At 37.8% G+C, this 14,661-nt stretch carries 8 protein-coding genes; 6 read left to right on the top strand and 2 right to left on the bottom strand.

Features of this window, described 5'->3' with window-relative positions; all coding sequences use genetic code 11:
* Positions 1–18: 18 nt before the first annotated feature.
* Positions 19–2,007, bottom strand: coding sequence for a urocanate hydratase (locus tag ACPDG9_RS01545; protein WP_430526079.1), 1,989 nt, complete (start codon positions 2,005–2,007; stop codon positions 19–21).
* A 216-nt stretch (positions 2,008–2,223) separates the two neighbouring features.
* Here ACPDG9_RS01545 and ACPDG9_RS01540 point away from each other — a divergent pair, with 216 nt between their 5' ends.
* From ACPDG9_RS01540 to hemL, 3 genes are read left to right on the top strand one after another with little or no spacing between them, the layout of a single operon-like run.
* Positions 2,224–3,108 carry a 1-aminocyclopropane-1-carboxylate deaminase/D-cysteine desulfhydrase gene (locus ACPDG9_RS01540; protein WP_430526078.1) on the top strand — a complete coding sequence of 295 codons (885 nt, stop codon included), beginning with the start codon at positions 2,224–2,226 and terminating at the stop codon, positions 3,106–3,108.
* 25 nt (positions 3,109–3,133) lie between these two features.
* The gene (locus ACPDG9_RS01535) at positions 3,134–4,030 is read left to right on the top strand and encodes a glucosaminidase domain-containing protein (RefSeq protein WP_430526077.1); all 897 of its coding nucleotides are present in this window, start codon (positions 3,134–3,136) and stop codon (positions 4,028–4,030) included.
* Between the two features lie 6 nt (positions 4,031–4,036).
* Positions 4,037–5,317: a glutamate-1-semialdehyde 2,1-aminomutase gene (gene hemL / locus ACPDG9_RS01530; RefSeq protein ID WP_430526076.1), complete on the top strand. Its 1,281-nt coding sequence runs from the start codon at positions 4,037–4,039 to the stop codon at positions 5,315–5,317.
* A gap of 63 nt (positions 5,318–5,380) precedes the next feature.
* On the opposite strand, the gene ACPDG9_RS01525 is transcribed toward hemL, so the two are convergent.
* The gene (locus ACPDG9_RS01525; protein ID WP_430526075.1) at positions 5,381–5,980 is read right to left on the bottom strand and encodes a ribonuclease HII; all 600 of its coding nucleotides are present in this window, start codon (positions 5,978–5,980) and stop codon (positions 5,381–5,383) included.
* A gap of 445 nt (positions 5,981–6,425) precedes the next feature.
* Between ACPDG9_RS01525 and ACPDG9_RS01520 the strand changes: the two genes are divergently transcribed.
* The 3 genes from ACPDG9_RS01520 to ACPDG9_RS01510 all read left to right on the top strand — a co-directional run bounded on the left by ACPDG9_RS01520 (position 6,426) and on the right by ACPDG9_RS01510 (position 14,660).
* Positions 6,426–9,479: a SusC/RagA family TonB-linked outer membrane protein gene (locus ACPDG9_RS01520; RefSeq protein ID WP_430526074.1), complete on the top strand. Its 3,054-nt coding sequence runs from the start codon at positions 6,426–6,428 to the stop codon at positions 9,477–9,479.
* A 6-nt stretch (positions 9,480–9,485) separates the two neighbouring features.
* Positions 9,486–11,006, top strand: a complete 1,521-nt coding sequence (locus tag ACPDG9_RS01515; protein WP_430526073.1) for a RagB/SusD family nutrient uptake outer membrane protein — start codon at positions 9,486–9,488, stop codon at positions 11,004–11,006.
* Between the two features lie 606 nt (positions 11,007–11,612).
* Complete coding sequence (locus tag ACPDG9_RS01510; RefSeq protein ID WP_430526072.1) at positions 11,613–14,660, top strand: SusC/RagA family TonB-linked outer membrane protein; 3,048 nt, start codon at positions 11,613–11,615, stop codon at positions 14,658–14,660.
* Position 14,661: the final 1 nt, after the last annotated feature.

Genomic DNA, 14,661 nt, shown 5'->3' with positions numbered 1-14,661 from the left:
ACTTATTTTGTTTGTGAGTTAATTTAATAAATCTTCATCAACGATATTAGGAAGGGTTACCTTTAGTAAAGGTTCTACTTCCATAGCGCGTTTGATCGCAAAAGTAGCTTCTTTGTTTCGAGCCCAGTTGCGTCGTGCAATACCGTTGTTTACATCCCAGAATAGCATCGATTTTAATTTATCGTCTGCTTCTTTAGAACCGTCTAAAAGCATACCAAAACCGCCGTTGATTACTTCGCCCCATCCAACACCACCACCGTTGTGAATTGAAACCCAAGTAGCTCCTCTAAAGCTGTCTCCGATCACGTTGTGAATAGCCATATCTGCTGTAAAGCGAGATCCATCGTAAATGTTTGAGGTTTCACGGTATGGAGAGTCAGTTCCTGATACATCGTGGTGGTCACGACCTAATACTACAGGACCAATAATTCCTTCTTTAATTGCTTTGTTAAAGGCTTCTGCAATCTTGATCCTACCTTCTGCATCAGCGTATAAAATTCGCGCTTGTGAACCAACGACAAGTTTGTTTTCTTGAGCCCCTTTGATCCAACGAATGTTATCTGCCATCTGTTGTTGGATTTCAACTGGAGAGTTTTGCATGATCTCTTCTAATACACGACAAGCAATTTCGTCCGTTTTAGCTAAATCTTCTGCTTTCCCCGAAGCACATACCCAACGGAATGGTCCGAAACCGTAGTCAAAACACATCGGTCCCATGATATCTTGTACATAACTAGGGTATTTGAAGTCAATACCGTTGCTCGCCATAATATCTGCTCCAGCTCGTGAAGCTTCTAGTAAGAAGGCATTTCCATAATCAAAGAAATAAGTTCCTTTGGCGGTGTGTTTATTGATTGCTGTCGCTTGTCTGCGAAGTGATTCTTGTACTTTTTCCTTAAATAAGGTCGGGTTGTTTGCCATCATGTCGTTAGCTTCTTCAAAAGATAATCCAACAGGATAATATCCTCCAGCCCATGGATTGTGTAGAGACGTTTGATCTGAACCTAAATGAACGAATACATCGTCATCTGCGAATTTTTCCCAAACTTCTACTGCATTTCCTTGGTAAGCAATCGACACAATTTCTTTATTTGTTTGCGCTTGTTGTACGCGTTGTACTAAGGCATCTAAATCAGTGATTACTTCGTCTACCCACCCTTGTGAATGTCTAGTGTGTACTGCCTTTGGGTTAACCTCTGCACAGACAGTAATACAGCCAGCGATGTTTCCTGCTTTTGGCTGAGCACCACTCATTCCTCCTAAACCAGAGGTAACAAATAGTTTTCCTGTTAAGTCTTCACCGTTTTTAGCTATTTTTCTTCCACCATTAAGTACAGTGATTGTCGTTCCGTGTACAATACCTTGTGGACCGATGTACATATAACTACCCGCAGTCATCTGTCCGTATTGTGTAACGCCTAAAGCATTGAATTTTTCCCAATCATCCGGTTTAGAGTAATTCGGAATCATCATTCCATTCGTTACTACCACGCGAGGTGCTTTTGCATGGGAAGGGAATAAGCCCATAGGGTGTCCGGAATACATCACTAACGTTTGCTCATCGGTCATTTGTGCTAGATATTGCATCGTCAGTAAATATTGAGCCCAGTTAGAGAACACAGCTCCGTTTCCACCATAGGTAATCAATTCATGCGGGTGTTGGGCTACGGCGTAATCCAAATTGTTTTGAATCATCAACATAATAGCTTTCGCCTGTATTGAATTTCCGGGATATTCTTCTATTGGTCTTGCGTACATGGTGTAATCCGGTCTAAATCGGTACATGTAGATGCGACCATACGTATCTAACTCTTCTTTAAACTCTTGGATTAACTCAGCATGATGCTTGGCATCAAAATAACGTAAAGCGTTTTTTAAGGCAAGTTTCTTTTCCTCCTCTGTCAGTATTTCTTTGCGTTTTGGGGCGTGATTAATTGCCGGATCATACGCTTTTTTTGCTGGTAGCTCATTTGGAATCCCTTGTAAAATTTGTTCCTTAAAAGTCATTGTATGCGTTTTATGTGGTTAATTATTTATGTGTTTTTTAAGTCAAAACCTTAAAACTATTAGCTAGTTTTGCGAGGTTATTCAATCTTAGTTTCTCCTTTGTTTTTTCGAAGGTAAGTTACTAAAAACTCTCGTATTATTTGTTTTAATCTTTTCACAAATATATAGGCGTAATAGACTGTAAATTTGAGAGAAAACAGTTAAATGTGATTTAAAATGCTTGATTTGTTTTTAAACGATCGTGTGCCTACAGTAAAAGTAAAGCTACCATTTGCCCAGGGTATTGAGCTTTTTATTCGAAGAGAAGATCTGCTGCATCCTGAAATCTCTGGAAATAAATTCAGAAAGTTAAAATACAATATGCAAGCGGCTTTACAAGCTAATGTTAAGCAAGTTTTAACTTTCGGTGGAGCCTATTCCAATCATATTGCTGCAACTGCCGCAGCAGGACGGATACTAGGAGTGGATACCCTTGGTGTAATTCGAGGAGAAGAAATTGCACAAGTGTACCTTGAAAATCCTACCTTAAAAAAAGCTGAAGCGGATGGAATGCGTTTTAAATTCATTACTCGTACTGCTTATCGCTTTAAAGAGGATCCTGCTTTCTTAGCTGACTTAAGGAGGGAGTTTGGCGATTTTTATTTAGTTCCAGAAGGGGGAACCAACGAAGAAGCAATCAGAGGAACCGAAGAAATTATACAAGATCAAGATGTGCAATACGATTATATTTGTTGTGCTGTAGGTACGGGAGGTACTATTGCTGGACTAATAAATCGCTCCTGGGATCACCAACAAGTGTACGGATTTCCTGTACTAAAAGGAGATTTTTTAGCAGAGACCATTAGTCGCTATACGCAGAAGAAAAATTGGACGTTGCAACTTGAGTATCACTTTGGGGGATATGCGAAATACAATGCGGAATTATTGCAGTTTATTGCGGATTTTGAACGAAATACTGGAATTCTTTTGGATCCAATTTATACAGGTAAACTACTTTTTGGTATCTTTGATTTAATTGAGCAAAATAAGTTCGCACAAAACAGTAAGATTCTCGCTATTCACACAGGAGGGTTACAAGGTTGGAATGAAAAAATAAAATAGCTATATGTACAGAAAAATCCTTTTAATGTTTTGCCTACTTACGCTTGTGAGTTGTGGAGTTAAAAACAATTCAAAGCTGACAGGAAAGAAAGTCAAGTCGAAAGAGTTGGTCTCCAAAGAGCAATATAGAGCTCAGCAACGAAAGGCTGAGGAGCTGCGTCGCGTCCAAGAAGAGGCAAGGAGTGAAAAAGAAAAAGAGCGAAAGGCAGCAAGTAAAGCAAGTGAGACTTTAGTGGCTACGTCTAGTATATCTGTGACAACAGATATGATTAAAGATTATATTTTACAATATAAAGATATTGCGAAAGACAATATGTCAACGTATGGGATTCCTGCAAGTATTACGTTGGCACAAGGAGTTTTGGAATCAGGTTCTGGTCAAGGAACTCTGAGTAGAAATGCCAATAATCACTTTGGTATTAAATGTCATAAAGAGTGGGATGGACCTTCGGTTCGCCATACAGATGATGCACCAGATGAGTGTTTTAGAAAATATGAAGCGCCAGAAGAATCTTATCGCGATCACTCACAGTTTTTAGTTTCTCGTAGTCGCTATAAAGATTTGTTTTTATTGGATCAAGACGATTATGAAGGATGGGCACACGGATTGAAAAAAGCTGGGTATGCTACAGATCCGAAGTATGCGAATAAGTTAATTAGTCTGATTGAACGCTATACCTTGGATCAATATGATCGTGAGGTTTTGGGAGATCGACCTGCGAGAGTGAAGAAAGAAGTACAAAAAGAAGTAGATAACAGAAAAACAGAAACCCGAGTAGCGTCAGCTAAAACCCATACGGTACAAAAGGGAGATACGCTGTATTCTATTTCAAAAAAATACAATACAACGGTAGCGAAGTTACAGAAGACGAATAAGCTCAATGGAACGAATTTATCGATTGGTCAACGTTTAAAATTATAAAACACCATGTTATATCAAAGAAGTAGTCAGCTTTTTGCTGAAGCTGAAAAAGTTATTCCTGGAGGAGTTAATTCTCCAGTTAGAGCATTTAAATCTGTAGGAGGAACACCCATTTTTGTCCAACAAGCAAAAGGAGCTTATCTGTATGATGTGGATGGAAACCGCTTAGTAGATTATATCAATTCTTGGGGGCCTATGTTATTAGGACATGCCTATCCTCCAGTTGTTGAAGCAGTGATCGAAAAAGCTAAAAAGGGGACTTCTTTTGGTATGCCAACGGAAATAGAGACGGAAATTGCTGCGTTAGCTGTATCCATGGTGCCAAATGTAGATAAAATACGTTTTGTGAACTCGGGTACAGAAGCGTGTATGAGTGCAATTCGCTTAGCGAGAGGGTATACAGATCGTGAGAAAATTATTAAGTTTAAAGGATGTTACCACGGGCATTCTGATTCATTTTTGATTCAAGCAGGGAGCGGTGCGGTAACTTTTGGATCACCTAATAGTCCTGGAGTAACACAAGGAACAGCAAAGGATACCCTGTTAGCAACGTACAACGACTTAGCTAATGTAGCAGCTATTCTTGAAGCGAATAAAGGAGAGGTAGCAGCAATCATAATCGAACCTGTTGCTGGAAATATGGGATGTGTACCTCCAAAAGAAGGATTCTTAGCAGGTTTGCGTCAGTTGTGTGATGCACATGGAACGCTGTTGATCTTTGACGAAGTGATGACGGGATTCCGCCTGGCAAAAGGCGGAGCGCAAGAGTTATTTGACGTAAAAGCTGATTTGGTGACTTTTGGAAAAGTAATTGGAGGAGGATTACCCGTAGGTGCCTTCGCAGGTTCTGCCAAAGTAATGGATTATTTAGCTCCTATAGGTCCTGTATATCAAGCTGGTACGCTTTCTGGTAATCCATTAGCTATGGCTGCGGGATTAGCGATGCTGAAAGCGATCAAGGAAGATGAAGGTCTATTTATGCGTTTAGAAGAAAAAACAGCGTATCTGGAAAAAGGGTTGCGCAAGGTTTTGGAAACAAAGCAAATTAAGCATACGATTAATCGTGTAGGATCGATGATTTCTGTATTTTTTGACGATAGAGAAGTTGTGGATTTTGAAACAGCTGGTTATGGAAATAATGAAACATTCAATACTTTTTTCCACGGTTTGCTCAAAGAAGGCGTGTATATCGCACCTTCTTCCTACGAAACTTGGTTCATTACAGATGCCTTGACGTATGAAGATCTAGATTTTACCATTCAAGCCGTTGCAGCCGTATTTTCATAAAACAATACTCTATGATCTTACTATAAAAAGAGCCTTTTACCGCGGTAAAAGGCTCTTTTTTATTTATAAGTCTAATTTCAATTGATCTGGTAAAAGTTTAAAAGATTTTCGGTGGTACTTACAAGGACCGTATTCTAAAATCGCTGCCCGATGCTCTTGTGTAGGATATCCCTTATTCTTCTTCCAGTTATACATGGGGAATTCTTCGTGAATCTGATCCATATAATCGTCTCGATACGTTTTAGCTAAAACAGAAGCGGCAGCTAAGCTCAAATATTTAGCATCTCCCTTGACAATGCATTGATGGGGGATATTCGGGATAGGGGTGAATTTATTTCCATCGACGAGTAAAAAATCGGGAATAGGACTCAATTTAGCTACACTTTCGTGCATCGCTTTTATAGCAGCGTGTAAAATGTTCAATTCTTCAATTACCGCTTCGTGTAAATGGGTTACGCCAAAACTTAAAGCCTGTTCTTCAATAAGTGTACGGAGGGCATAGCGATTTTTTGCAGATAATTGCTTGGAGTCATTTAAAATTTCATTCGAAAAATCAGGTGGGAGTATGACAGCCGCCGCCGTTACAGGACCAGCGATACAGCCTCTTCCTGCTTCGTCCGTTCCCGCTTCGTATAATGCCTCTGAATAGTGATGTAGTAACATAATGAAATAATAGAAGACAAAGGTAGTATTCTCTATTAGAATCTGTAGCTGTAAAAAGTAATATTAATGAATTAATCCATTAAAGAAATCCTAACAATCTAAAATTTAACATTAAATGTTTTTTTTTCTCTATTGAAGCTTTTTTAGTGCTGTTGTTTGATTAATAGCTTGTTATGCTTTTAAATCGTATTGTTGTGTTTTATTTCTGTGTTAAATGTTAGGGATCGAATAAGTATTTGTTAAGTTTTTTAGCTTTTGGTATGGTGTGTTTTATGTTATTTTTTAATTGTTTTTTTTACGGCTTTCGTTTTTTTTGTATAATTTATTTAAGATAATCTTTATTTATTAGTAATTCGTTGTTTAGTTTCTCGTTAATGCTAGGTAAAGTTAACGAGGTTTTAGATTAGTTTTTTATGTTTGTGGACTAACTAATTCAATTTAAATAATGAGATCAAAGGTAAAATGGACTTTAGTGCTATTTATGGCGCTATTTGTGCAATTTTCATTCGCTCAAGAAAAAACACTTAAAGGAGTGGTTTCTGAGGAAGGATTCCCTTTACCTGGGGCAACGGTTGTTATAAAAGGAACAACAATGGGTACGCAAACCGACTTAGATGGAAATTATTCGATCAAAGTAAAAGAAGGAGATGTAGTGTCTTTCTCTTTTATCGGATTGCAAGATGTTACATATAAAGTAGGTGCAGCTAACACGTACAATGTAACGATGAAAGCAGTAGAAGATATGTTAGAAGAGGTTGTTGTTTTGGCTTATGGACAGGTGAAAACAAAAAACCAAGTAACAGGAAACGCTGTGGCGATTAAAGGAGAAGCTGTGGCTGCTACACCGATGGCTTCAGCAGATCAAGCCTTACAAGGGCGTGTTGCTGGTTTACAAATGTCTGCTTCTTCTGGATCTCCAGGTGCAAAGCAAAACATTCGTATTCGTGGACGTAACTCTATGACTGCAACGAATGAGCCTTTGTACGTAATTGATGGTATTCCAATGTACGATGGGGATTTCTCAGGAGGGAACCAAGGAACAGATACCCCTTCTACATCTTTGTCTTTGTTAGCGACGATTAATCCGGCGGATATTGAATCGATGACAGTATTAAAAGATGCAGGTGCAACTGCTGTGTATGGTGCACGTGGTACAAATGGTGTAATTTTAATTACAACAAAAAGAGGAAAATCAGGAGCTACTAAATTTAATTTTAGCACACGTGTAGGTTTTCAAAACAATGCAGTAAAAGGTCCACGTTTGTTGACTTCAAATGAAAAAGAGGAAATCTTTTTAGACGGTTTATACAATACTTTTGGAGCTGCTGATGGATTTAGTCGTGAAGAAGCTGGGGCTTATGCAATGGCTAATTACGCTAAATCGGGTAACTATGGAAATTGGGTAGCTGCAGGTCGTCCTAACAACGATTGGGGTGAATATGTGAAAAATGCAGATGCGCCTTTGACAAGTATTAACTTCTCGGCAACTGGAGGAAGTGATCGTCATAATTTTTATGCTTCTCTCTCTCATGACAAAATAGAGAGTACCGTAATTGGTTCTGATTTTAGACGTGTTGGAGCTTCTTTGAGCTTTATGCAAAAAATTACAGATAAAATTGAATTCAATACAAGTATCAAAGTAACCAATACCAAACAAAATGGTATTTCTGAAGGTGGGGCTTATTTCTCTAACCCGAACTACACGAAATTGGTTATGAATCCATGGAATCCATTATACAACGCGGATGGTTCATACTACTTGCCAAATTCAGGATACCACAACGTGGTTTACACAACGAAAAACAATCAAACGCTTAACGATGTAACACGTGTAATTAATTCAAACTCGATTAGTTATGCTATTACGGATGATTTGAAGTTCACTTCGTCTATGGCGGTTGATTATACCTTAGCTGATTTCTCTGAATACAGAAACCCAGTACATGGAGATGGTAAAAATTACGGGGGAACAGCAGCGAAAGCGGTTCGAAGTAACTTTAACTATGTAGCGCAAAACGGATTAGATTACAAATTCTATTTGGGAGATAACCACCAATTCAACGCAAAACTATTGGTAGAGTATCAAAAATCGAAACGTCGCTTCTTAGAGGGATCAGGGCAAATTGTCTTAGAAGGATTTAGTTCATTAGCAGCGGCGGCAGCAAATAAAGACGCAGCATACGAGTTTTTAGATGATGCTAACTTAGGTTATGTAGGGATCATCAACTACAACTATCAAAATAGATTCTTAGTAGATGTAACAGGTAGACGTGAGGGTTCTTCTAAGTTTACAGATCGCATCGGATATTTCTATTCTGTGGGTGGTGCGTGGAATATGCATTTAGAAGACTGGATGGCTTATCAAGAAGTAGTTTCAACGATGCGTTTCAGAGGATCTTATGGAACAAATGGTAACTCTCAAATTAGTCCGAATCAATATGTACGTCGTGCCGATATCGTTTCTTATGACGGAGAGGCAGCAATCGTGCCGGTTCAAATTGGTGGACCAATCGGATGGGAAAAACAACAAAAAATGGATTTCGGTTTTATGTTGGGAATGTTTGAAGACCGTTTTACGTTAGGAGCTACTTATTTTGAAAGTAAAACAAGTGACTTGTTGTACAAGAAAACACTTTCAAAAATGTCAGGATTCGAATCTCAAATGATGAATATGGGGGCGATGAATAACCGTGGTGTTGAGTTAGAAGTAAACGCGGATATCGTTCGTTCTAAAGATTTCAATATTTCAGTAGGAGCGAACTTCGGAACAGTTCGCAACAGAATTACAGAAATGCCTGTTATCAACGGAGTAGAAATGGAAGATTATAAATCTTATACAGCGGATGTTAGAGGACATGCGGTGTCTGAATGGTATATGCCAACTTGGGCAGGAGTTGATCCTCAAACAGGTCAACCGATGTGGTTTGATAAAGACAATAAGGCTACCTCTAACTACTCAAAAGCTGAATCTCGATTCCAAGGCGCAAGTGCTTTGCCAAAATTCACAGGAGGAGCTAATCTACATGTGGATTACAAAGGGTTTTACTTAGACGGAATGTTCACGTTTGCTGGTGGTCATAAAATCTATGAACAATATGCGTTTAAAACTGCTGGAACAACAAGTGCAATTATCTCTTCTAACGCTTCAGCAGATATGTTAGACAGATGGCAAAAGCCAGGAGATATTACAGATGTGCCACTTGTTCAATTTGAGGCAACTGGAGGGAATGTTAACTTCACTAGTCCATCTACGAAATTCTTACACGATGGTGATTATATTCGATTGAGAAACGTAACCTTAGGATACAACTTCAATTCAACTATTACAAAAGCCTTGAATGTTGATGGAGTAACACTTGCTGTGATTGGTACGAACCTATGGACTTGGGTTAAAGACAAAGGATTGAAATACGATCCAGAAGTTGATGCTTTAGGATATGTTAATGTGGCAACTCCACCAGTGAAATCAATTGTTTTCTCTTTAAATGTTAAGTTTTAAAAAGTTATGAAAAAGATTATATTCTCAATTTTAGCAGTAACGTTGCTTTCATCTGGACTAACAAGTTGTTCTGATGATCGTCTAGACGCTACTTTAGAAGGGGCTCGCGATATTGAAGCGAAACCAATAGAAACTGTAACGGATCTACGTGCCACGGTATCTGGTGCTTATTATAGAATGGTTAATGTAGCATACTATGGTCGTGATATCATTATTTACAGTGAGGTTAGAGGGGATAATGCTTATGCAGCAGCAGGATTTTCTAACCGTTTCCAAAATGTATCAGGATTTAATTTAACAGCTACACATGCTTATCCTGCTGATACGTGGAAGAAAATTTACGAAGTAATTAGTTCGGCTAACTTAGCCATTGGTGCAGATATCAAAACGGGAAATGAAAAAGATGTGAAGCAAGGAAAAGCTGAAGCTTATGCTATTCGCGCTTTGGCTCACTTTGACTTGTTGCGTATCTACGGTCAACAATATGTAGGCGACAGTGGATTGGATGGATTAGGAGTTCCTTATATCACGCGTTTTGGAGAATTAGATAGTAAAAACTACAATCGTCTTTCGGTACGCGAAGTCAGAGATAATATCTATAAAGATTTAGATACAGCTTTGACGTTGATCGATAAAACAGCAGCTAATAAAAAGCGATTCACGGAGCAAGCGATCTACGGTGTGAAATCGAGAGTAGCGTTATTCTTCGGAGGTTTTGATCAAAGCGATTACGACATCGCTTTAGAAAGTGCTAAAGCCGCTATGGACTTAGGAGGAAGTATTGTTCAAAGAAGTGCTTATGTTGCTTCATTTAGAGCAGAAGAACCTCAAAGTAACGCTGTATTTGAATTAGCGCAAGACAATATCAATAATCCAGGAAACAACTCCTTACATAATATCTATTCTTACAGTGGATATGGAGACGTTGTAGGATTAGGTGGGAATTTACAAGACTTGTTTGAAGATCAAACGGATATCCGCTCTTCTTTAGAAATGCAAGGGTATAATAACTTAGTGCAAAACGAAGAAGGAAACTACAAAAAAGTAGGAGAGAACAAGTACATCAAATTAACGGATAAAGAGTTAGATGGAACGGTTCCTGTAGATCCTGCGATTCGTTATAACTTTGAACATTACCGTAATTTTGGTAAGTATACTGTGATTAGTGCTAATATTAAAGTAATGCGTTATGAAGAGTTAGTCTTTAACTTTATTGAAGCTGCTACTCGTTTGAAAAAAGAAGAGGGAACTGCATTGGCCTTGTTGAATCAAATAGCAGCAGAGCGCTATGAAGGAAATCCTTCTGCAAAATACAGTACGCTTCTTTTAGCAGACGTATTAAAAGAAAGACGCAAAGAATTAATTTTTGAAGGTTTCCGTTTCGAAGATCAAATGCGTAATAAAGAAAATTTAGCAAGTACACCACAATCCAAAGATGGAATGAAATATGGAGCAGCTAAATTGGCGTTCCCTATTCCTCGTAATGAGATTAACGCTAGTAAAATTGATCAAAACGAAGGATATTAATATTCTTGTTGTGAATACAAGTAAGAGGTGATCTCTTGCAATTAACCCCGTTTCAAGAAAGAAACGGGGTTTTCTATTTATAGAGGTAAAGTGGATTAGCCAGCTTTTATCCGTGCTACTAGTTAAGGCTTACTGCCTTAGGGTTAACGAACAAAATTGCGAAAGGGGGTGAAACAATGGAAATACTGCTTTGTTTGATGTTTTAGGTGCGAGGTGTTACTTCTTTTAACATTAGTTAGGTATCGTTGTTGATTTGGGAGTTGGAATTGTTATTTAGGTTGTTTTTTGTTGTTTTTATTCATTTAATTGTTTGCTTTTAATATTTATTGTGAAGTAAAATTTAGTTTAGAATCGTTAATGAAAAATGGTGGATTATGCTAAAAATATATTAAATAATGGATTAGTCTAATATTTAGAGTCTTACATATCCTATTTGATTTAATCGAATAGAGTTGAGATAATCCTTTTAAATTAGTAATAAAACTAATTATATTTTATGTTTTATCTTTTTGTAACTGTTTTTTTATCTTGATTTAGTGAAAATGATTTAGGAGGTATGGGAAAAAATGTTTAGATTTGTTTAACTAACTAATCAATTTTTTAAGAATGAGATCGAAGATTAAGTGGATTTATGCGTGCATAATGATCCTACTTGTACAAGTGGGGTTTGCACAAGAGAAAACACTTTCTGGGGTGGTGACTGAAGATGGTATGCCACTACCAGGAGTAACGGTTGTGATTCAAGGAACCCAGGAGGGTACACAAACCGATTTAGATGGAAAGTATTCCTTAAAAACAAAACCAGGACAAGTGCTTGTGTTTTCTTTTATTGGAATGAAAGAAGTGAAACACACGGTTGGAAATGCCAATGTGTTTAATGCAGTTCTTCAAGCAGAAGGAAGTGAGCTGGATGAAGTTATTGTATTAGCTTATGGTCAGGTAAAAAGCAAAAACGAAGTTACGGGTAACGTTGTAGCGGTAAAAGGAGAAGTGATTGCGGGTACACCAGTTGTTTCTGCGGATCAAGCTCTACAAGGACGTGTTGCTGGTTTACAAATGGCTACTACTTCTGGATCACCTGGGGCAGTACAAAACATCCGTATTCGTGGACGTAATTCTGTTTCTGCAACTAACGAACCTTTGTACGTTATTGATGGGATTCCGGTGATTAACTCTAACTTGTCAAATAGTGATGACATGACGAGTTTATCTCCATTGGCAGCGATTAATCCTGAAGACATTGAGTCTATGACAGTATTAAAAGATGCTGGTGCTACTTCAGTATATGGAGCGAGAGGATCAAACGGGGTAATTTTGATTACAACCAAAAAAGGGAAACGCGGTGAACCAAGCTATAGCTTCAGATCTTCAGTTGGTTTCCAAAACAAAGCAGTAAAAGGACCTAAATCATTAACATCTAATCAAAAAGGGGATTTATGGATTGAAGCGCTTTACAATACTTTAGGTGGTGAAGAAGCTGGAATTACCAAGCAGTGGGTGTATGATAATTACGAGACGGAAGATGTAATGAATCGCTATGACCTTTATATGTATTGGAGAGACAATGGGAAGCAAAACTATGATTGGGCTGACTTAGTTAAAGTTAAAAACGCGCCAATGTCAAGTTTAAACTTCTCTGTAACTGGTGGAGATGAAAAAGGAACGTATATGGCGTCTGTTGGACACGAGAAAACGGAAGGAACAGTAATTGGAACTGATTTCAGAAGGGTAACAGGGTCATTTAATTTTACACGTAATTTAAGTGATAAAATCGATATCCGAATTGGAGCCAATGTTTCGAATATCAAACAAAACGGTATTTTAGAAGGAGGAGCTTTCTTTAGTAATCCAAACTTGTCTTCTACGTTTATGAACCCGTGGGCAAATCCTTATAATGAGGACGGATCGTATAATACTACGAATTCGTTGTTAGGTGGTTTACCTAATATTTTATACACGACTAAACAAAACTTGAATCAAAATGATTTTACCAGAGTTATTTCAAATAACGCTTTTGGATATAAAATCTTAGATAATTTAAAGTTTGAGTCTGCAATCGGTTTAGATTATACGTTGGCAAACTACCAAGGGTACTATAATCAAGAACATGGAGATGGTAAAGCTACAGAGGGGTATACAGCTCAATCTGACCGTAAAGTATTTAACTACGTATGGCAAAACTCATTGAATTACAATTTCTATTTAGGGGAGAATCATCGTTTTGATGTGAAAGCCTTAATGGAATTTCAAAAAAATAAATACAATAGACTTAGTGGAACGGGAGAGGTTTTACCTCCGGGATTAGCTACGTTAGGCGGGGCTGCAGCGAATTATACAGCAGAATCCCAGTATTATGATTGGATGCAGTTGAGTTATTTAGGATTAGTAAACTATTCCTACGCAAACAAGTACTTGGTGGACTTAACGATCAGACAAGAAGGTTCTTCTCGTTTTTCAAGCAGCAATCGTTGGGGTACTTTCTGGGCAGTTGGTGCTGCATGGAATATGCATCAAGAAGATTTCTTAATTGATTCTAATACAATTAGTACGTTGCGCTTAAGAGGATCCTATGGTTCTACAGGTAACTCATCCATTAATCCAAACTTATACCAACATTTATTGTCAAAAGCTTCTTACAATAATGAGGCTGGTTTAATCAGTACGCAAATTGGAGGAGAGTTAGGTTGGGAAAAACAAAATAAACTTGATTTCGGATTAGAGTTTGGATTGATCGACAATCGCATTACAGGTAGTTTTGCTTATTACCAAAGTAAAACTAGAGACTTATTATACAGCTTACCTTTATCAATGACATCTGGTTTTTCTCAAAAGTGGATTAACCAAGGAAAATTAGAGAATAATGGGGTTGAGGCTGAATTAAATGTTGAGATTATTCGTTCAAAAGACTTTAATTGGTCAATTGGTGCAAATATAGGAACGGTTCGCAACAGACTAACAGAGATGCCTACTGCTATTAAATCATATACAGCAGATAAAGAAGGAAGATTGATCAATGAATGGTATATGCCTACGTATGCTGGTGTAGATCCTCAAACAGGTGCTGCTCAATGGTATGCGGCTGATGGTACTAAAACAAATGTATATGGAAAAGCAGAGAAACGCTTCCAAGGAGCGAGTGCTTTACCAAAAGTTACTGGTGGTTTCAATACGCATGTTGATTTTAAAGGATTTTACTTAGACGCTTTATTTACATTCGCAACAGGATATAAAGTATATGATACATGGTCTCAAATTACACATCAAACAACGAGTACTTCATTGTATTCATACAACGCAAATAGCGAGTTGTTAGATCGTTGGCAAAAACCAGGGGATATTACTGATGTTCCTAAGTTAACATTATCTCCACAACGAGATGTGAATAATAACTATACACAGCCGTCTACGAGATTTTTATATGACGGTGATCACCTCCGTTTGAGACAAATTACATTTGGATATAATTTCACTAAACAAGCGGCTAAATCAATTGGGGTAGATGGAATTAATTTATCTGTATCAGCTTTAAATCCATTAACGTGGGTGAAAGATGGTCGTTTGAAATATGATCCAGAAGTAGATGCTACAGGATATATTGAATTAGCATCTCCGCCATTGAAATCAGTAGTATTTTCACTTAACGTTAAATTTTAAT

The organism is Myroides sp. C6-3, from assembly GCF_050522425.1.
GTDB lineage: Bacteria > Bacteroidota > Bacteroidia > Flavobacteriales > Flavobacteriaceae > Flavobacterium.
Note: the sequence above shows the minus strand (reverse complement) of the source record. Positions and strands in the feature narration are given on the sequence as shown.

Bases quoted from the DNA above. Each gene is read 5' to 3' on its own strand.
- ACPDG9_RS01545 (WP_430526079.1), bottom strand. From the start codon at position 2,007: ATGACTTTTAAGGAACAAATTTTACAAGGGATTCCAAATGAGCTACCA.
- ACPDG9_RS01540 (WP_430526078.1), top strand. From the start codon at position 2,224: ATGCTTGATTTGTTTTTAAACGATCGTGTGCCTACAGTAAAAGTAAAG.
- ACPDG9_RS01535 (WP_430526077.1), top strand. From the start codon at position 3,134: ATGTTTTGCCTACTTACGCTTGTGAGTTGTGGAGTTAAAAACAATTCA.
- hemL (WP_430526076.1), top strand. From the start codon at position 4,037: ATGTTATATCAAAGAAGTAGTCAGCTTTTTGCTGAAGCTGAAAAAGTT.
- ACPDG9_RS01525 (WP_430526075.1), bottom strand. From the start codon at position 5,980: ATGTTACTACATCACTATTCAGAGGCATTATACGAAGCGGGAACGGAC.
- ACPDG9_RS01520 (WP_430526074.1), top strand. From the start codon at position 6,426: ATGAGATCAAAGGTAAAATGGACTTTAGTGCTATTTATGGCGCTATTT.
- ACPDG9_RS01515 (WP_430526073.1), top strand. From the start codon at position 9,486: ATGAAAAAGATTATATTCTCAATTTTAGCAGTAACGTTGCTTTCATCT.
- ACPDG9_RS01510 (WP_430526072.1), top strand. From the start codon at position 11,613: ATGAGATCGAAGATTAAGTGGATTTATGCGTGCATAATGATCCTACTT.